The 17,744-nt window shown below is 71.2% G+C and carries 17 protein-coding genes; 9 read left to right on the top strand and 8 right to left on the bottom strand.

Annotated elements, in window-relative coordinates; genetic code table 11:
- Positions 1-19: 19 nt before the first annotated feature.
- Positions 20-1,135 (bottom strand): geranylgeranyl reductase family protein, encoded by a 1,116-nt coding sequence (locus tag OIE47_RS32045; RefSeq protein ID WP_326558271.1) that lies wholly within the window; start codon positions 1,133-1,135, stop codon positions 20-22.
- A 484-nt stretch (positions 1,136-1,619) separates the two neighbouring features.
- Between OIE47_RS32045 and OIE47_RS32040 the strand changes: the two genes are divergently transcribed.
- The 8 genes from OIE47_RS32040 to OIE47_RS32005 all read left to right on the top strand — a co-directional run bounded on the left by OIE47_RS32040 (position 1,620) and on the right by OIE47_RS32005 (position 7,730).
- Entirely contained in the window at positions 1,620-3,494 is a 1,875-nt protein-coding gene (locus OIE47_RS32040; RefSeq protein WP_326558270.1) for a S8 family peptidase, read from the top strand.
- A 213-nt stretch (positions 3,495-3,707) separates the two neighbouring features.
- On the top strand, positions 3,708-3,944 hold the full coding sequence (locus OIE47_RS32035) for a hypothetical protein (RefSeq protein WP_326558269.1): 237 nt from the start codon (positions 3,708-3,710) through the stop codon (positions 3,942-3,944).
- On the top strand, positions 3,925-5,385 hold the full coding sequence (locus tag OIE47_RS32030; protein WP_326558268.1) for an MFS transporter: 1,461 nt from the start codon (positions 3,925-3,927) through the stop codon (positions 5,383-5,385). Before OIE47_RS32035 ends, OIE47_RS32030 begins: the two co-directional genes overlap by 20 nt.
- Positions 5,386-5,516: 131 nt before the next feature.
- A complete protein-coding gene (locus OIE47_RS32025; RefSeq protein ID WP_326558267.1) occupies positions 5,517-5,717 on the top strand; it encodes a hypothetical protein in 201 nt (66 codons plus the stop codon).
- 63 nt (positions 5,718-5,780) lie between these two features.
- A complete protein-coding gene (locus OIE47_RS32020; protein WP_326558266.1) occupies positions 5,781-6,275 on the top strand; it encodes an Asp23/Gls24 family envelope stress response protein in 495 nt (164 codons plus the stop codon).
- Positions 6,272-6,604, top strand: a complete 333-nt coding sequence (locus tag OIE47_RS32015) for a hypothetical protein (protein ID WP_326558265.1) — start codon at positions 6,272-6,274, stop codon at positions 6,602-6,604. Before OIE47_RS32020 ends, OIE47_RS32015 begins: the two co-directional genes overlap by 4 nt.
- A 2-nt stretch (positions 6,605-6,606) precedes the next feature.
- The gene (locus OIE47_RS32010; RefSeq protein WP_326558264.1) at positions 6,607-7,131 is read left to right on the top strand and encodes a hypothetical protein; all 525 of its coding nucleotides are present in this window, start codon (positions 6,607-6,609) and stop codon (positions 7,129-7,131) included.
- Positions 7,128-7,730, top strand: coding sequence for a hypothetical protein (locus OIE47_RS32005; protein ID WP_326558263.1), 603 nt, complete (start codon positions 7,128-7,130; stop codon positions 7,728-7,730). The genes OIE47_RS32010 and OIE47_RS32005 overlap by 4 nt, the downstream gene beginning before the upstream one ends.
- A gap of 27 nt (positions 7,731-7,757) precedes the next feature.
- Here OIE47_RS32005 and OIE47_RS32000 read toward each other — a convergent pair whose 3' ends face one another.
- The 7 genes from OIE47_RS32000 to OIE47_RS31970 form a co-directional block, all read right to left on the bottom strand.
- Positions 7,758-8,441 (bottom strand): response regulator, encoded by a 684-nt coding sequence (locus tag OIE47_RS32000; RefSeq protein WP_326558262.1) that lies wholly within the window; start codon positions 8,439-8,441, stop codon positions 7,758-7,760.
- Between the two features lie 22 nt (positions 8,442-8,463).
- Positions 8,464-11,007, bottom strand: coding sequence for a sensor histidine kinase (locus tag OIE47_RS31995; protein WP_326558261.1), 2,544 nt, complete (start codon positions 11,005-11,007; stop codon positions 8,464-8,466).
- Between the two features lie 46 nt (positions 11,008-11,053).
- A complete protein-coding gene (locus OIE47_RS31990; RefSeq protein WP_326558260.1) occupies positions 11,054-11,935 on the bottom strand; it encodes a potassium-transporting ATPase subunit C in 882 nt (293 codons plus the stop codon).
- Positions 11,935-14,121: a potassium-transporting ATPase subunit KdpB gene (gene kdpB / locus OIE47_RS31985; protein ID WP_326558259.1), complete on the bottom strand. Its 2,187-nt coding sequence runs from the start codon at positions 14,119-14,121 to the stop codon at positions 11,935-11,937. Before kdpB ends, OIE47_RS31990 begins: the two co-directional genes overlap by 1 nt.
- A 23-nt stretch (positions 14,122-14,144) precedes the next feature.
- Positions 14,145-15,800, bottom strand: coding sequence for a potassium-transporting ATPase subunit KdpA (gene kdpA, locus OIE47_RS31980; protein WP_326558258.1), 1,656 nt, complete (start codon positions 15,798-15,800; stop codon positions 14,145-14,147).
- Positions 15,801-15,890, bottom strand: coding sequence for a K(+)-transporting ATPase subunit F (gene kdpF / locus OIE47_RS31975; protein ID WP_326558257.1), 90 nt, complete (start codon positions 15,888-15,890; stop codon positions 15,801-15,803).
- 574 nt (positions 15,891-16,464) lie between these two features.
- Complete coding sequence (locus OIE47_RS31970; protein ID WP_326558256.1) at positions 16,465-17,133, bottom strand: copper resistance protein CopC; 669 nt, start codon at positions 17,131-17,133, stop codon at positions 16,465-16,467.
- Between the two features lie 151 nt (positions 17,134-17,284).
- On the opposite strand from OIE47_RS31970, the gene OIE47_RS31965 reads away from it, so the two are divergent.
- On the top strand, positions 17,285-17,704 hold the full coding sequence (locus OIE47_RS31965; RefSeq protein ID WP_326558255.1) for an OsmC family protein: 420 nt from the start codon (positions 17,285-17,287) through the stop codon (positions 17,702-17,704).
- The last annotated feature ends 40 nt before the right edge of the window (positions 17,705-17,744 follow it).

The raw sequence follows: 17,744 nt of genomic DNA, 5'->3' as shown, positions 1-17,744 counted from the left end.
GGCCGGGTTCGACCGCCGGTCAGGACCGGAGCAGGGCGAGCGCCGCGCGGACCGGCATCCGGGTCAGGGTGCGCTGGAACGACGCCTCCCCCTGGCAGAACCGGGCGAACATCCGCCAGCCGGGCCGGGTGGCGACCACGGCGTGGAAGACGCCGGGGTGCCGGGTGAACGCGCCCAGCAGCCGGCGCCCGGCGGCCATCGGCGGCACCAACTCCCGGTGTACGGCGGTGACGTAACCGTCGAGGTCACCGGAGGCCGCGGCGGCTCCGGCGAGTGCTCCGGAGCGCAGGGCGAAGCTGATCCCCTCCCGGGTCCACGGCTCCAGCAGACCGGCGGCGTCACCGGCGACCAGGACCCGGTCCCGGCGCAGCGGCGAGGATTCGCTGCGGCAGCGGGTCAGGTGTCCGGAGTCGTGGATCGGCTCGATCCCGGCGAGCCCGAGCCGGTCGACGAAGTCGCGCAGGTAACGCCGGGTCGCCTCACCCTGGCCCCGCTCGGCGATGACACCGACGGTGAGCACGTCGCCCTTCGGGAAGACCCAGGCGTACGAGCCGGGAATCGGGCCCCAGTCGAGCAGGAGCCGGCCCTGCCAGTGCTCCCGGATCGGACCCGCGACCGGCAGCTCCACCTCGAGCCCGAGGTCCACCTGGTCGTACTCGACGCCGACGTGACGGGCGGTGATCCCGGAGGAGCCGTCCGCGCCGATCACCACACCCGCGGTCAGCTCGGTGCCGTCGGCGAGGCGGATGCGTACGCCGGTGGTGTCCTGGTCGATCGCGCGTACCGCGACCCGCTCGCGGATCTCGGCTCCGGCGTCGGCGGCGGCCCGGCGCAGCCGGTCGTCGAACTCGGGGCGGCGGACCATGAGGACCAGCGGTGAGCCGTGGTCGCGGCTGAACTCGCGCCGGCCGTCGTGGGTGAACGTGACGTTGTGCACCCGGTCGTCGGCGGGCACCTCGATCCGCCCGTCGAGGGCGGCCAGGGAGGTGCCGATCAACCCGCCCCCACAGGTCTTGTAGCGGGGATGTTCGGCCCGCTCCAGCACGATCGTACGGGCTCCGGTCCGGGCGGCGGCGTAGGCGGCGGAGAGGCCGGCCGGCCCGGCGCCGACGACGGCGACGTCACATGCGGTCACGGGAGCAGCCTAGAGGAACGGCCGTCGGGCGCTCGATCGTGCTGACCGTACGCCCCGACCCCGCCCATGTCCGGCCCGAATCCCGCCCACTTCTTTCTTGTAGCAACGGCGACGGATGGCCGGCGTAAGCACGTTTATGTTTCGGCGCGATTGCCGGTTCCATTTGTTTGCGCCGATCCCTGTTTCGGATCCTGTGCCCGATGTGCCGCTCGGCGCTGCATTCGTACACCAAAACATGAATCGCAAACCGAGTCCACTCAGGTTTATTCCAGAAGGGAGGAGATGCGGTCCGACCTCGGACGTCGTCGGACGCGCCACGAACGGGCGTGGCCGGAACACCACAGGATACGCGACTCGCCAACCAAATCATACATCTCTACATTTCAATGAATTGCCCCTAGCATTTCCCCCAATCAGTTACCGGGAACCATCGATCGGTGGACCACGAGTCCACCGGTCGAGCATCGGAAGGGGAGCACGAGGGATGACACTCTCAGGGTCACCGGGGCGCCGCTGGCGCATCGGAGCAGCCGTCACGGCCGCGGCCACCGCCGCGGTCGCGTTCGCCAGTCCAGTCGCCGCCGCACCCGCCGAAGGGCAGATCCTGCAGGCCGGCGGCGTCACGGCGGTGGCCGGCTCGTACGTCGTGGTGTTCAAGGACGCCTCGGTCGCCCAGACCAACGTCACCGACACCGCGGCGAGCCTGGCCAAACGGCACGGCGGCAGCGTCGCCCGCACCTACCAGCACGCCCTGCGCGGCTTCGAGGTACGGCTGTCCGAGGCGGCGGCCAAGCGGCTCGCCGCCGACCCGTCGGTGAAGTACGTCCAGCAGAACCACACCGTGCGCCTCGCCGCCACCCAGTCCCCGACCCCCTCCTGGGGACTGGACCGGATCGACCAGCGCAACCTGCCGTTGAACAACTCCTACACCTACCCGAACAACGGTGCGGGTGTGCGGGCGTACATCATCGACACCGGGATCCGGTTCGCCCACAACGACTTCGGCGGGCGGGCGGTCACCGGGTTCGACGCGGTCGACGGCGGTAGCGCCGACGACGGCAACGGGCACGGTACGCACGTCGCCGGCACCGTCGGCGGCACCGCGTACGGCGTGGCCAAGGGCGTCACCCTGGTCGGCGTACGGGTCCTCGACAACGGCGGCAGTGGCTCGTACGCCGGCGTCATCGCCGGCATCGACTGGGTCACCGGCGACCACGACCCGGGTGAGCGGGCGGTCGCCAACATGAGCCTCGGCGGCGGTTTCGACCAGGGCGTGAACGACGCCGTGACCCGGTCGATCGCGGACGGCGTGGTGTACGGTCTCGCGGCCGGTAACGAGTACAGCTCCAACGCCTGCAACGTCTCCCCCGCCAGCACCCCGAACGGGATCACGGTCGGGGCGACGGAGTCGAACGACGCCAAGGCGTCCTACTCCAACATCGGCACCTGCCTGGACATCTTCGCCCCCGGCAGCGCGATCACCTCGGCCTGGAGCACCAGCAACACCGCGACCAACACCATCAGCGGCACCTCGATGGCCACCCCGCACGTGGTCGGCGCGGCTGCCCTGGTGCTGTCGGCCAGCCCCAGCTACACCCCGCAGCAGGTACGCGACAAGCTCGTCAACGACGCCACCAACGGCGTGGTGACCGGTGCGGGCACCGGTTCGCCGAACAAGCTGCTCTACATCGGAAACGTGGTCCCGCCGACCCAGGACTTCTCGATCTCGGTGGCGCCCGGTGCCGGCACGGTCAACCCGGGGCAGTCGGTGACCGCCACGGTCAGCACCGCCACCACGGTCGGCAGTCCGCAGTCGGTCGCGCTGACCGCGAGCGGCCTGCCCAGCGGGGCGACGGCGACGTTCAGCCCGGCCTCGATCACCTCGGGCGGCTCGTCCACCCTCACCATCAGCACCACCTCGGCCACCCCGTCGGGCACCTACACGGTGAGCATCACCGGCACCGGCCCGGTCACCACCCAGGCGACCTCGTACTCGCTGACGGTCAACGGGGCACCCGGTTGCACCCAGACCAACGGCAACGACGTGGCGATCCCGGACAACACCACGGTGGAGAGCACGATCACCGTCTCCGGCTGTGCGCGCAACGGCCGTACCAACGCCACGGTCGCGGTGAACATCGTGCACACGTACCAGGGTGACCTTGTGGTCAGCCTGGTCGCCCCGGACGGCAGCGCCTACGTACTGCACAACCGCACCGGCGGCAGCACCGACAACATCAACACGACCTACACCGTCAACCTCTCCAGCGAACCCGCCAACGGCACCTGGAGGCTCCGCGTCCAGGACGCGGCGACCATCGACACCGGCTACATCAACACCTGGACCCTGGCGCTCTGACGCCACCGTCCGGTCGCATCGGATCGGAAACCACCGGAGCCCCGGCGCCACGCCGGGGCTCCGGCCCGTCGACCACGGCGGCACGGGGCCGGCGAGGGGCAAGGACGGCAAACCTCGCATGTACGTCCCGCCGGTCGGGAATCATCGGCTGGGGGCGGGGTATCCGCCCGGTCGTGAGGTGCCCGACAGTGTGGTCGAGCGGAGGAGCTTTCCATGCGACAAGTACAACTATCCGACGTCGAGGAGCGGGTGTACGCGGCGGTGACCGCGCTCGAGGCGAAGGGGCAGGTGCCCTATCCGGCCGCCATCGCGACTGAATCCGGGTTGGCCGAGGAGCAGTTGACCGCGCCGCTGCACAACCTCTCGGTGAAGAACCTGCTGCACCGGGAGGACTCTCCGCTGGCCGGCCTCGACTTCGGTCCCCGGTGGTGTGCGCATCAAGCCGCATAGCAGCCAGGGCGGGTCGAACCGCCAGCGCAACCTCGCGCTGGCGGTGGGCCTGATCGCGACGTTCATGACGCTGCTCGACGTGAGCATCGTCAACGTGGCGGTGCCGTCGATCGAGCGGGCGCTGAAGGCGTCCCCGAGTGAACTGCAGTGGGTTCTCTCCGGCTACGCGCTCACCTTCGGCCTGGTCCTCGTCGCGGCCGGCCGGTTCGGCGACATCCGGGGCCGGCGCAACGTGTTCATCGCCGGACTGGCCCTGTTCACCGTGTCCAGTGCGGCTGCGGGCCTGGCCACCTCACCGGAGTGGCTGATCATCGCGCGCCTGATCCAGGGCGCCGCTGCCGGGGTCGTGAACCCGCAGGTCGTCGGCATGATCCAGCAGATGTTCCAGGGGTCGGAGCGAGGCCGGCCATTCGGTCTGCTCGGCTCGGTCATCGGCCTCTCGACCGCGATCGGGCCGCTGCTGGGTGGGCTGCTGATCGCACTCGTCGGTACGCACGAGGGCTGGCGGCTGGTCTTCTTCGTCAACGTACCGGTCGGCATCGCCGCCATCATCTTCGGCTGGCGGGTGCTGCCGCCGCACCACCCCGGCCCACGCAAGAGCCTCGATCCGGTCGCGGTGCTGCTGCTCGGCCTCGGCGTGACCCTGCTGCTGCTTCCGTTGATCGAGGAACGGCAGTGGCAGGGCTTCCTCAAGTGGCTGCTGGTACCCGCGGCCGCGCTGGTGCTGGCGGGGTTCGTCTACTGGGAGCGCCGCTACGAGCGCCGGGGCGAGCCGCTGTTCGACCTCGCCCTGTTCCGACACCGCTCCTACACCCTGGGCAGTCTGATCGCCCTGCTCTACTTCGCCGGGTTCACCGCGCTCTTTTTCATCTTCACCCTGTTCCTGCAGAACGGACTGCGCTACAGCGCGCTGGCCGCCGGCCTGGCGGTGACCCCGTTCGCGTTGGGCTCCGCCGGTACGGCGATCCTCGGCGGACGGCTGGTCAACCGGTACGGCCGACCGCTGGTGGCGATCGGGCTGACCCTGGTCGCGATCGGGCTCGCCGGGACGATGGTGGCGCTGCACTTCGTACCGGGACGCGGTGCCCCGTACGCGACCGCCGTGCCGCTGCTCATCGCTGGCCTCGGCAGCGGGTTCGTGATCACCCCGAACCAGACCCTCACCCTCGCCGAGGTGCCGGTGGAACGGGGCGGCGCCGCGGCCGGCATGCTGCAGACCGGGCAGCGGATCGGTTCTGCGGCCGGGATCGCCGGTGTCGGTACGGTGTTCTTCAACGCCCTCGCGGCCACCCACAACGGCTGGTCGAGGGCGTTTCGGGACGCGCTGCTCATCGCGCTCGGTTTTGTCGTCATCGCCCTCATCGCCGCCCTGGTCGACATCGTCGCCGGTCGGCGTGCCGCCCATCGTTCGGATGCGGCGGCGACCGGCGGCGCCGGTTGACGGCCAAACCCGTCCGGGGCGGGCCCCGGTGTGATCTGGCTCACTCGATTGTCGGAGGCGATCGGGTTCGGATCGGCGCCACCGGTGTATGCAACGGGCGAACCGTGCGTCCGCCACCGGGGAGGTAACCAATGTCCCGCCAGCAGTTCGGTTTCGTGATCGGCTTCCTCATCGCGGCGGTCTGGGCCGTTGCCGGTTTCGGCGCGGCAGCCGGCGCCGTCCTGGCCGGCCTCGTCGGCTGGATCGCCGTACGGGTGATCGACGGTGACCTGTCGGTGGCCGGACTCGCCGACCGGGCCGGCGCAAACCGGCGCCGCTCGCCCACCTCGTAAGCGTCCGCGTCCGGGCGGGGCGCCGAGCCAGGACCGGACCAGGAACGAGTTCAGGAGGCAGCAATGGCTGACACCGACACCCGGACCGATGGCCGAGAGAAGATCAAGTCTCCGAGCCAGCTCATCCAGCCCGGTGGCGGGCAACCCGCCCGTGCCCAGATCACCACCGATTCCGGCAAGACCCGGATCGCCGAGGGCGTGGTCGCGAAGATCGCCGGATTCGCCGCCCGGGAGATTCCCGGCGTGCAGTCGATGGGCTCCGGCATGGCCCGGCGGGTGGGGCAGTTGCGCAACCTCGTACCGGGTGGGTCGGAGGCGTCGAACCAGGGCGTCTCGGTCGAGGTCGGCGAGCGCGAGGCCGCGATCGACCTGGACATCGTGACCTGGTACGGCCAGAGCATCGTCGACGTCACCAGCGCGGTACGGCGCAACGTCATCGACCGGGTGCAGGCGATGACCGGACTGAACGTGATCGAGGTGAACATCAACGTCGACGACGTGGTCGTGGACGGCGAGCAGAACGGCACCGGCGGCGGCCCGGGGACGCGTACCCAATGACCGACCAACGGACCCGCACCGACCCGGTCGCCCTGGCCACCGCCGTACGCGACGCCGTACTCGGGGTGGACGGGGTGAGCGGGCTGAGTACCGGCGGACCGGTCGAGGTGGCCACCCTGTACGCCGGGGGCAGGATCGCCGGCGTACGGCTGGGCGACGCGGGGGTCGAGGTGCACGTCACCGTCGAGGCGGTGCCGATCGGGCCGTTGGGCGAGCGGATCCACACCGCCGTACGGGCCGTACTCGAACGGGCCGGCGCGGACCGGCCGGTGGAGGTTGTCGTCGACGACGTCGACCTGGCGGCGCTGACCGCCGAACCCCGGAGGTGAGCATGCGGGTGGTCAACCGGCTGGCGTCCCTACTGCTGGCCATCATCCTGCTCGGCGGCGGTCTCCTGCTCGCGGCCGAGGCGGCGGCGGTCGCACTGGACCTGCCCTCGCTGGTGGTCGACCGGACGAGCTGGTTCGACACGTTGACCACCACCCGGGTCGACGACCCGGTGTTCTTCGCGGTCGCGATCGCGGTCGGCGTCCTGGGCCTGCTGATCCTGCTCACCCAACTGCGCCGGTGGACGCCGAACCGGCTCGCCGTACCGCTGGCCGACGGCTGGCACCTGCATCGCAGGTCGGTCGAGCACCGGCTCGCCGCCGCCGCCGAACGGGTCACCGGCGTACGGGACGCGCGGGCCCGCGTACGCCGGCACGGCGACTCCTGGTCGTCCCGGATCCGGGCGGTGGGTGACCCCTCCGCCCGCCCGCAGGTCGAGCACGCCGTCCGGCAGGAACTCGACCGGCTGGCCGCGCCACCGGCCGACCGGCTCGACGTCGAGCTGGCCCGGGAACGGAGGACGGTATGAGCCACGCCGGCAACCGGGTCCTCTGGACCGTGATCGGCCTGCTGCTGACCGCCCTGGGCGCGGCGGCCGCGGTGGCGAACCTGGGCCACCTGCCCGGAATCGACGAACGCGCACCGCTGATCTGGACGGCGTTCCGGGGCGTGTTCCGGGACATCTCCCCGTGGGGTCCGATCGTCACCATCGCCCTGGGGTTGATCCTGGCGTACCTCGGCTGGACGCTGCTGCGCCGGCAACTGCGTCCGGCGTCCGACCCCGCCATGGACGAGTACGACCTGCGGGCGGTCACCGGCGACCGGGCGGCGGCGGACGGTAGCGGGCCGGGGATCACCGTCGTCCAGGGTTCGTCCCTGGCCGACGGCCTCGAACGCGACCTCACCCGCGACCCGCAGATCCGTCGGGCCTCGGTCTGGCTGACCGGGGACCCGCCGAGCCCGGAGGTCAGGATCAAGCTCTACGTGAGCCCACAGGCCCCGTTGAGCGCCCTGCGCGAGTACGTGCAGGCGGCGGTGGACCGGTTCGCCGCCACCTCCGGGCTACGCCCCCGGCACCTGGACATCACCGCCCGGGTCGACGCCGGCGGCACCGCCCGGGTGCTCTGAGCCGGCGCCGGCCCTGCCCGCGACCGGCTACTCGGGTTGGAACCGGTAGCCCATGCCCGGTTCGGTCAGCAGGTGGCGCGGCCGGGCCGGGTCGTCCTCCAGCTTGCGGCGCAGCTGGGCCATGTACTGGCGCAGGTAGTTGGTCTCGGACTGGTACTGCGGTCCCCACACGTCGTGCAGCAGCTGCCGCTGGCTGACCAACCGGCCCGGATTGCGGATCAGGATCTCCAGCAGGTGCCACTCGGTCGGGGTGAGCCGCACCTCCCGCCCGGCGTCCGCCCGGACCGTACGGGCCGCCAGGTCGACGGTGAAGCGGCCGACGGTGACGGTGGCGACGGTCTCCCCGGCACCGGCGGTACGCCGGGTCACCGCCCGCACGCGGGCCAGGAGTTCGTCCACCCCGAACGGCTTGGTGACGTAGTCGTCGGCACCGGCGTCGAGGGCGAGGACCTTGTCCTGGCTGCCGGCCCGGCCGGAGAGGACGATGATCGGGATGTTGGTCCAGCCGCGCAGGCCCCGGATCACGTCCACCCCGTCCATGTCCGGCAGACCCAGGTCCAGCACCACCAGGTCCGGGGGCTGGCTGGCGGCCAGCCGCAGCGCGTCGGCACCGTCGGCGGCGACCGCCACCTCGTAGCGCCGGGCCCGCAGGTTGATCCGCAGCGCCCGGAGGATCTGCGGCTCGTCGTCGACCACGAGCACCCGGGTCACGCCGGCCCTCCGGCTGGTCCGCTCATGCGTTGTCTCCTTCGGCCGCAGGCAGGCTGAGCACCATGGTCAGCCCTCCACCGGGGGTGTCCTCGGGCACCAGTGTGCCGCCCATCGCCTCGGCGAGGCCACGGGACAGCGCCAACCCGAGGCCGACCCCGGCGTGGTTGTCCCGGTCGCCGTGCCGCTGGAACGGCAGGAAGGCCCGTTCCCACTGGTCGTGCGGCAGCCCAGGACCGTAGTCGGTCACCCGGAGCTCGACCAGCCCGCCGTGCTCGCTGGCCGAGATGGACGGCGGCCGGTCCGGCGGGCTGAACCGCAGGGCGTTGGCGACCAGGTTCACCAGCACCCGTTCCAGCAGGCCGGGGTCGGCCAGCACCGCCCGCAGGTGCGCCGGCAGGCTCACCCGTACCCGCCGGGCCGGCTCCCCCATCTCGTCGAGCACCGGCGGGACCGCGTCCTCGAGACCGATCGGGGCCAGCGACAGCCCGAGTACGCCGGCCTGCAACCGGCTCATGTCAAGCAGGTTCGTCACCAACCGGGTCAACCGGTCGAGCGACTCGTCCGCGGTGGCCAGGAGTTCCTCCCGATCGGACTCGTCGAAGTCGACCTCGTCACTGCGCAGGCTGGTCACCGCCGCCTTGGCCGACGCCAGTGGCGTACGCAGGTCGTGGCTGACCGCGGCGAGCAGCGCCGTACGCATCCGGTCGGCCTCGGCCAGCGGCCGGGCGGTCGCCGCTTCCTCGGCCAGCCGCTCCTGGCGCAGGGCGAGCGCGGCCTGGGCGGCGAACGCCTCCACCACCCGCCGGTCGGCGGCGTCGAGCACCCGGCCGCAGAGCACCAGGGAAAGGTTCTCGGCGGCCCGTACCTCCACGTCCCCGCCGGCCGGGGTGAGGCACGGCGCGGGCCCGACGGTGCCGGCCACCTGCCACGCCCTGGGGTCGCGCTGCCGGTCCGGGCCGGCGGCCACCTCCGGGACCCGTTCCAGCAGGGTGACCGAGGTCAGGCCGAAGGTCTCCCGGAGTCGTTCCAGCAGTGCGGTCAGCGGGCGGGCGCCGCGCAGCACGCTCCCGGCGACCATCGCCAGGGTCTGGGCGTCCGCGCTGGCCCGTGCCGCCTCCCGGGTACGCCGGGCGGCGAGGTCCACGACCATGCTGACCGCCGCCGCGACGAGCAGGAACACCACCAGGGCGAGCAGGTTCTCGCGCTGGGAGATGGTGAACGCGTGCAGCGGCGGGGTGAAGAAGAAGTTGATCACAAAGGAGGCGGCGAGCGCGGCCAACAGCGCCGGCCAGAGCCCACCGACCAGGGCCACCGCGATCACCACCCCGAGGAAGAGCAGGATGTCGCTGGCCAGTGAGAGGTCGTCGGCCAGCAGCCGGAGCAGCACGGTCAGCACCGGCAGGCCGATCGCGGCCAGACCGAATCCGCTCAGCCGGCGGCGCCGGGACAGCGCGCTGGTCACCGACGGCGGTCGCCGGCCGTGTCCCATCTGGTCGTGGGTCACCAGGTGTACGTCGATCGACCCGGACAGCGCCACCGTGGTGACCCCGACACCGCGGGAGAAGATCTGGGCCAACCGGCCACGACGACTGGCGCCGAGCACGATCTGGCTGGCGTTCACGCCACGGGCGAAGTCGAGCAACGCGGTCGCGATGTCACCGCCCACCACCTGGTGGTAGGTCCCGCCGAGGCTCTCCACCAGAACCCGTTGCCGGGCGAGCTGGGTGGGGTCGACACCGGTCAGCCCGTCGCTGCGACTGACGTGCACGGCGAGCAGGTCGGCACCGGTGGGCGTACGGGCCGCGACCCGGGCCGCCCGGCGGATCAGGGTCTCGCCCTCCGGTCCACCGGTGAGGGCCACCACGACCCGCTCCCGTGCCTCCCACTTGGCCCCGATGTGGTGTTCGGCCCGGTAGCGGTCGAGCTGGTCGTCGACCTTGTCGGCGAGCCAGAGCAGGGCCAGTTCGCGCAACGCGGTGAGGTTGCCGACCCGGAAGTAGTTGCCGAGGGCGGCGTCGATCTTGTCGGCCCGGTAGATGTTGCCGTGCGCCATCCGCCGGCGCAGCGCCTCCGGGGTCATGTCGACCAGTTCGACCTGTTCCGCGGAGCGGACGACGTCGTCGGGCAGGGTCTCCCGCTGGGTGACCCCGGTGATCTGCTCGACCACGTCGTTGAGGGACTCCAGGTGCTGGATGTTGACCGTGGAGAGCACGTCGATGCCGGCGTCGAGCAGCTCCTGCACGTCCTGCCAGCGCTTGGCGTTGCGGGAGCCGGGGACGTTGGTGTGGGCGAGTTCGTCCACCACGGCGATCTCGGGCCGCCGGGCGAGCACCGCGTCGAGATCCATCTCGGTGAACTCTGCGCCCCGGTAGCTCATTGTCGCGCGCGGCACGATCTCCAGGTCACCGAGCATCGCCGCGGTGTGCTTGCGGCCGTGGGTCTCGGCGAATCCCACCACCACGTCGGTGCCCCGCTCGGCGCGGCGGTGCGCCTCCTCCAACATCGCGTACGTCTTGCCCACACCGGGGGCGGCCCCGAGATGGATGCGCAGTTGTCCACGTGCCACCAGTCGATCCTGCCGCATCTGCACTCGGAGCCACCCCCGGTAGGGGTCAGCTGTTGCCGGGGAACTGTCGGTCCAGGGCGAGGTTGAGCTCCAGTACGTTCACCGCGGGCTCGCCCATGAAGCCCAGTGCGCGCTCGGTGGTGTACCGGTCGACCAGCCCCCGTACGGTCGCCACGTCGGTGCCCCGCTCCCGGGCCACCCTCGGCGCCTGCAACCGGGCGTACGCCTGGCTGATGTTCGGGTCGAGGCCGCTGCCGCTGGCGGTGACCGCGTCGGCGGGCACCTCCGGCTCCGCCGGGGCGTCGCCCCGGATCGGGGTGACGATCCCGTGGCTGTAGTCCTGCCCGATCTCGGCGCACTCCACGGTCACCCCCTGGTAGGTGGTGACGAACGGGGTGGCCGGGCAGGCCTGGTTGATGCTGACCGCCCGGGTCACCGGTCCGGTCAGTCCGTCGCGGTGGAACACCGACAGCACGGCGCCGATCCCGTCGGGGGTGCAGTACGGTCGGGCGCCGCTGACCCCCTCCAGCTCACCGATCGCCCGGCTGCGCTCGCAGACCTGGGTGAGCAGGCTCTGCGAGGCGTCGTCCGGGTTGGCGGCGAGGGTGTCGACCACACTCTCCGGGCCGAGGTTGCTGGCACTGGTCGAGGTCGGGTCGTAACCGTCACCGGCGGCCGACGGACGGCTCTGGAAGTAGCGCGGTACGGCGTTCCCGTCCGCGTCGGTGAAGAGCTGGCCGATCAGCCGGCTGCCGACCGTGCGACCGTCGGCGGTCTGCACCAGGGAGCCCTCGGCCCGGCTGTGCAGTCCGGGAATCTGCGCGACCGCGACCATGGCCAGTGGATAGGCCAGACCGAGCAGGGCGGTGAAGACCAGCACCGCGCGGAACGCGGCGAGGTGCTGGGCGAGCCAGGAAGGTAGACGCATCACGAAATCCCCGGGATGAACTGGATGATGAGGTCGATGATCTTGATACCGACGAACGGGGCCACGATCCCGCCGAGCCCGTACAGCAACAGGTTGCGACCGAGCAGGGCCGAGGCGCTGCTCGGCCGGTACCGCACGCCGCGCAGGGCCAGCGGCACCAGGGCGATGATGACGATCGCGTTGAAGATGACCGCGGACAGGATCGCCGAGGTCGGACTGGACAGCCGCATGATGTTCAGGGTGTCCAGGCTGGGGTAGATCCCGGCGAACATGGCCGGGATGATCGCGAAGTACTTCGCGATGTCGTTGGCGATGGAGAACGTGGTGAGGGCGCCACGGGTGATCAGCAACTGCTTGCCGATCTCCACGATCTCGATCAGCTTGGTCGGGTCCGAGTCGAGGTCGACCATGTTGCCGGCCTCCTTCGCGGCCGACGTACCGGTGTTCATCGCCACGCCGACGTCGGCCTGGGCGAGCGCCGGGGCGTCGTTGGTGCCGTCACCGGTCATCGCGACCAGGCGACCACCCTCCTGCTCCCGCTTGATCAGCGCGAGCTTGTCCTCGGGCGTCGCCTCGGCCAGGAAGTCGTCCACCCCGGCCTCGTCCGCGATGGCCTTGGCCGTACGCGGGTTGTCGCCGGTGATCATCACCGTACGGATGCCCATCCGACGCATCTCGTCGAACCGCTCCCGCATCCCGCTCTTGACCACGTCCTTCAGGTGGATCACCCCGAGGGCACGAGCCGGCTCACCGTCGACGTGCTCGGCGACCACGAGCGGCGTACCGCCACTGCCGCTGATCCCGTCGACGATCCCGCCGACCTGCTCGGTCGGGTGACCGCCGTTGTCGCGTACCCACTTCATGACGGCCGCCGCGGCGCCCTTGCGGATCTGCCGTACGCCACCCTCGGCGCCGAGGTCGACGCCGCTCATCCGGGTCTGCGCGGTGAACGGTACGAAGGTGGCGTGCGGTACGACGCCCGCCTCCCGCTCCCGCAGGCCGTACTCGTTTTTCGCCAGGACGACCACCGAGCGCCCCTCCGGGGTCTCGTCGGCCAGGCTGGACAACTGAGCGGCGTCCGCGACCTCCTCCGGGGACACCCCCTCGACGGGCAGGAACTCGGACGCCTGCCGGTTGCCGAGGGTGATGGTGCCGGTCTTGTCGAGCAGCAGGGTGTCGACGTCGCCGGCCGCCTCGACCGCGCGGCCGCTCATCGCCAGCACGTTGCGCTGGACGAGCCGGTCCATGCCGGCGATGCCGATCGCCGACAGGAGCGCACCGATGGTGGTCGGGATGAGACAGACCAGCAGCGATGCCAGCACGATGCCGGTGACCCCGTTGGCGTCGACCGCGGCGGTGTCCGGCGCGGCGGCCTGGAACGCCTTGGAGAAGATCGCCAGCGGCTGCAGGGTGACCACCGAGAGCAGGAAGATGATGGTCAGCGAGGCGAGCAGGATGTTGAGCGCGATCTCGTTCGGCGTCTTCTGCCGGTTGGCACCCTCGACCAGGGCGATCATCCGGTCGATGAAGCTCTCCCCCGGCTTCTGGGTGATCCTCACGATGATCCGGTCGGAGAGGACCTTGGTGCCGCCGGTGACCGCGCTGCGGTCGCCGCCGGACTCGCGGATCACGGGGGCGGACTCGCCGGTGATGGCCGACTCGTCGACGCTGGCGATCCCCTCGACCACGTCGCCGTCGCCGGGAATGATCTGCCCGGCATCGACCAGCACGACGTCGCCGAGACGCAGTTCGGTGGCGGCGACCGCCTCCTCCCGGTAGCGGCTGGCCGGGGTGTTCGGCGACCAGCCGGTGAGCCGGGTCGCGATGGTGTCCTTCTTGGCCTGCCGCAGGGTCGCGGCCTGTGCCTTGCCCCGCCCCTCGGCGACCGCCTCGGCCAGGTTGGCGAAGAGCACGGTCAGCCAGAGCCACACCGTGATCAGCCAGGCGAAGACGGTCGGGTCGGCGATCGCGAGCACCGTGGTGAACACGGCACCGACCTCGACGATCAGCATCACCGGGTTGCGCCAGAGGGTGCGCGGGTCGAGCTTGCGCGTCGCATCCGGCAGGGAGCGGAGCATCTGCTTCGGGTCCAGCAGGCCACCGCCGATCCGACTGCTCGGATCGCCGGATCCGCCCGACGAGGGGCGCCCGCCCGACGAGGCGGGAGCCAGCGGAGTGCTAGTCATGTTCTCTTTCCTCAGCATGTCGGTCACAGGCCTTCGGCCAGCGGGCCGAGGGCGAGCGCGGGCAGGAAGGTCAGCGCCACGAGGATCACCGTCACGCCGACGACCATGCCGACGAAGAGCGGGCGGTGGGTCGGCAGCGTGCCCTCGGACGCGGGTACGGGTTTCTGCCGGGCGAGCGACCCGGCCAGGCCGAGCACGAAGATGATCGGCAGGAAGCGGCCGAGCAGCATCGCCAACCCCAGCGCGGTGTCCCACCAGCCGGTGTTGACGGTGATCCCGCCGAACGCCGACCCGTTGTTGTTGCTGGCCGAGGTGAACGCGTACAGGACTTCGGAGAGGCCGTGCGGGCCGACGTTGAGTGCGGTGGCGTTGTTACCGGTGCCGAACGCCAACGCCGTGCCGACCAGCACCAGGGTCGGTGTGATCAGGAAGTAGAGCGAGGCGAACTTGATCTCCCGGGCACCGATCTTCTTGCCCAGGTACTCCGGGGTCCGGCCGACCATCAGACCGGCCACGAACACCGTGATCACGGCGAGGATCAGCAGACCGTAGAGGCCCGCGCCGACACCGCCCGGTGCCACCTCGCCGAGCATCATGTTGACCATCGGCATCATGCCGCCCAGCGGGGTGAACGAGTCGTGGAAGGAGTTCACCGCGCCGGTCGAGGTGAGCGTGGTCGCCGCCGCGAAGGTGGCCGAGTTCGACACCCCGAATCGGACGTCCTTGCCCTCCATCGCGGCCCCGACCGCGTGCGGGACCGTGCCGCCACCGCCCAGTTCGAACGCGTTGGTCAGGGCGATGCTGGCGATGGCCAGGATCGCCATCACGGCGACGATCGCGTAACCCTGCCGGTTCTGCCCGACCAGGCGACCGAAGACCCGGGGCAGGCTGAACGGAATCAGGAAGATCAGGAAGAGCTGGAGCCAGTTCGTCCAGGTGGTCGGGTTCTCGAACGGGTGGGCGCTGTTGGTGTTGTAGAAGCCGCCACCGTTGGTACCGAGTTCCTTGATCACCTCTTGGCTGGCCACCGGTCCACCGGTGATCGTCTGGGTGCCGCCGGTCAGGGTGGTCACGTCGGTGCCGCCGTGCAGGTTCTGCACCATGCCCGCGGCGATGAACACGACGGTGCCGACCACCGCGATCGGGAGCAGGATCCGCAGGGTGATCCGGGTCAGGTCGACCCAGAAGTTGCCCAGCTTGTCGGTCCGGCTGCGGGCGAAGCCGCGTACCAGCGCGACCGCCACCGCGATGCCCACCGAGGCGGAGACGAAGTTCTGCACCGCGAGCCCGGCCATCTGCACCAGGTGCCCCATGGTCGACTCACCGGAGTACGCCTGCCAGTTGGTGTTCGTGACGAACGAGACGGCGGTGTTCCACGCGATGTGGTTGGTGACCGGGTCGAGGCCGAGGGAGAGCCAGAGCTTGTCCTGCAGGCGCAGGAACGCGTACAGGAACAGGATCGAGACCAGCGAGAAGGCGAGCACGCTGCGGGCGTACACGCCCCAGGACTGCTCGCCCCTCTTGTCCACCCCGATGAGGCGGTAGATGCCCCGCTCCACCCGCGAGTGCCGGGTGCCGGCAACCACGTTGTACATGTAGTCGCCGAACGGGCGGTAGGCCGCGACCAGTGCGGCGGCGAGCACGACGATGAAGATCACGCCCGCGGTTGTCGTACTCATCTAGAAACGCTCCGGGAACAGGAGGGCTACCACCAGGAAGACAGCCAGCGCGGCCGATACGATCAGACCGACGAGGTTGATCACGTTCACAGCCGCTCCACCGCCCGGACCACCAGGGCAAGGGCCGCGAACAGTCCCACTGTCAGCAGCACGAACACGACGTCGATCACCGAACGTCTCCTCAATCGCGGGTTCATCGCGGCCGTGAGTGACCGCACAGAACCATGGAAGCGCGATCAACCGAAGCGGGAGGCGGTTCTGACGATCCCGCTACGCCGGGCCGCCCCTTCTTGACGCTCCCTTGACGTACCGGCGAATCCGGCGAACGGGAGTGGCGGGTCGGGACATGCGGGTAGTGGATCGAGAGGGCACGGCGGTGCGCGGCCGGCACCGGGGCCGGGACGTATCCGGCGGGGGTTCGACACCGGTGGCACCGGTCGCCTCGGTGGACGGGAGCGCGGCGCGAGCGACTACGGCAGCCACGGGTGCGGCGGCGCGACACCGCGGGGCGGGCAACCGCAGGGCGGGGTGACCGCTGGGTGGACAGCCGCTGGGCGGGGCGATCGCAGGGCGGCGGCGAACACCGCCAGTCGTGCCTCGCCCCGGATCCGGCACCCGCCCGCTCACGCCGGACCGGGTACGGACCGCGGGGCGGTCGCCCGGGTCAGCCGGCGCTGCGGCGGGCCCGGATCCGCAGGCCCAGCACGACCGCGGTGACGACGATGGCCACGCCCAGCAGGCCGAGCACGAAGACCAGGGGACGCGAGGAGGTCCCGTCGGAGTCGCGGATCGCGGTGGCAGACGGTGGCGTACCGGTGATGGTGGCCGCAGGCTCGGCGGCCGGGGCGGTGCCGGTGACGGTGGGCACCGGTCCGGTAGTGGCCGTGGCGGTGGGAGCCGGCGGGTTCGCGGCGGGCGGCGGCGGGGCGGCACCGCTGGGCGCGGGCGCGGTACCGCCCTCGGTCACGGTGAAGCTGAAGCTGCCGACGGCGGGCGGCCCGGTGACCGGTGACATCTCGTAGCTCACGGTGTAACGCCCGGCGGCGCCCGCCCGGACCGGTTGACGTACGCCGACACCCCGGATGTTCGGCGGCGACGACACCACGTCCACCCCGTCCGGTCCGACGACGGTGATCTTCACCTCGGACGGGGACTCGTCGAACACCAGCGTGATCACCTCGGGCAGCCGCGCGATGGTCTGGTCCGCCGACGGATCGCTCTGCCGCAGGGTCGCCTGCGCGGCCCCGGCGGACTGCGCCGAGAGCAGGGGCAGGGTCAGCCCGAACAGGATCACGGCGAGGGCGGCGAGTACACGGCCCGCGGTGGTACGCATGCGCCACACCATAGTCACCGACCGATGTCGGGGCCAGCGCCGGCATCCGCCCGGGACCGCCGATAGCTCGACGCCGACCGGCCCGTGCGCCGGAGCGTGTTTTACGGCGTGTCGGCCGGGTAGCCCGGCGGGGAGCGACAGGGGGTACGCGATGTCGGATTCGTGGGTTCGCGAGGCCACGGCGACCGCGGCGGGCGGGCAGTTGCGTACCGGCGACGGGAAGCTGTCGACCGCGCTCGCCTCCCCGCTCGCCCCGCACTGCAACGGGCTGGCGCCGGAAGAACTACTCGCCGCGGCGTTTGCCGCCTGTCTGCATCACGCCGCCGTCGAGGCGGCGACGTCGGTCACGGACGAGGCGCACACGGTCCAGGTACGGGCGCAGGCCCGACTCGGCCGCGACCCGGACGGCTGTTACCACGCCGACGTACGGGCGAGCATCGCCGCGGTGGGGCTGACCCGGCAGCAGTTGGCGAAGCTCGCCGACCGCGCCGACCGGCTTTGGCCCTTCTCCGGCAACGGCGGCGGCCGGCACACCCTCACCGTGACCCCGGCGACCTCCGCCGACCGCTGACCGCCGCGACCGGACACCACCGCCGACCGCCGCGACCGGA

This window comes from Micromonospora sp. NBC_01796, assembly GCF_035917455.1.
Lineage (GTDB): Bacteria > Actinomycetota > Actinomycetes > Mycobacteriales > Micromonosporaceae > Micromonospora_G.
The sequence above is the reverse complement of the archived record's forward strand: the minus strand, read 5'-3'. Positions and strand labels throughout refer to the sequence as shown.

Bases quoted from the DNA above. Each gene is read 5' to 3' on its own strand.
- OIE47_RS32040 (WP_326558270.1), top strand. From the start codon at position 1,620: ATGACACTCTCAGGGTCACCGGGGCGCCGCTGGCGCATCGGAGCAGCC.
- OIE47_RS32035 (WP_326558269.1), top strand. From the start codon at position 3,708: ATGCGACAAGTACAACTATCCGACGTCGAGGAGCGGGTGTACGCGGCG.
- OIE47_RS32025 (WP_326558267.1), top strand. From the start codon at position 5,517: ATGTCCCGCCAGCAGTTCGGTTTCGTGATCGGCTTCCTCATCGCGGCG.
- OIE47_RS32020 (WP_326558266.1), top strand. From the start codon at position 5,781: ATGGCTGACACCGACACCCGGACCGATGGCCGAGAGAAGATCAAGTCT.
- OIE47_RS32015 (WP_326558265.1), top strand. From the start codon at position 6,272: ATGACCGACCAACGGACCCGCACCGACCCGGTCGCCCTGGCCACCGCC.
- OIE47_RS32010 (WP_326558264.1), top strand. From the start codon at position 6,607: ATGCGGGTGGTCAACCGGCTGGCGTCCCTACTGCTGGCCATCATCCTG.
- OIE47_RS32005 (WP_326558263.1), top strand. From the start codon at position 7,128: ATGAGCCACGCCGGCAACCGGGTCCTCTGGACCGTGATCGGCCTGCTG.
- OIE47_RS31990 (WP_326558260.1), bottom strand. From the start codon at position 11,935: ATGCGTCTACCTTCCTGGCTCGCCCAGCACCTCGCCGCGTTCCGCGCG.
- kdpB (WP_326558259.1), bottom strand. From the start codon at position 14,121: ATGACTAGCACTCCGCTGGCTCCCGCCTCGTCGGGCGGGCGCCCCTCG.
- kdpA (WP_326558258.1), bottom strand. From the start codon at position 15,800: ATGAGTACGACAACCGCGGGCGTGATCTTCATCGTCGTGCTCGCCGCC.
- OIE47_RS31970 (WP_326558256.1), bottom strand. From the start codon at position 17,133: ATGCGTACCACCGCGGGCCGTGTACTCGCCGCCCTCGCCGTGATCCTG.
- OIE47_RS31965 (WP_326558255.1), top strand. From the start codon at position 17,285: ATGTCGGATTCGTGGGTTCGCGAGGCCACGGCGACCGCGGCGGGCGGG.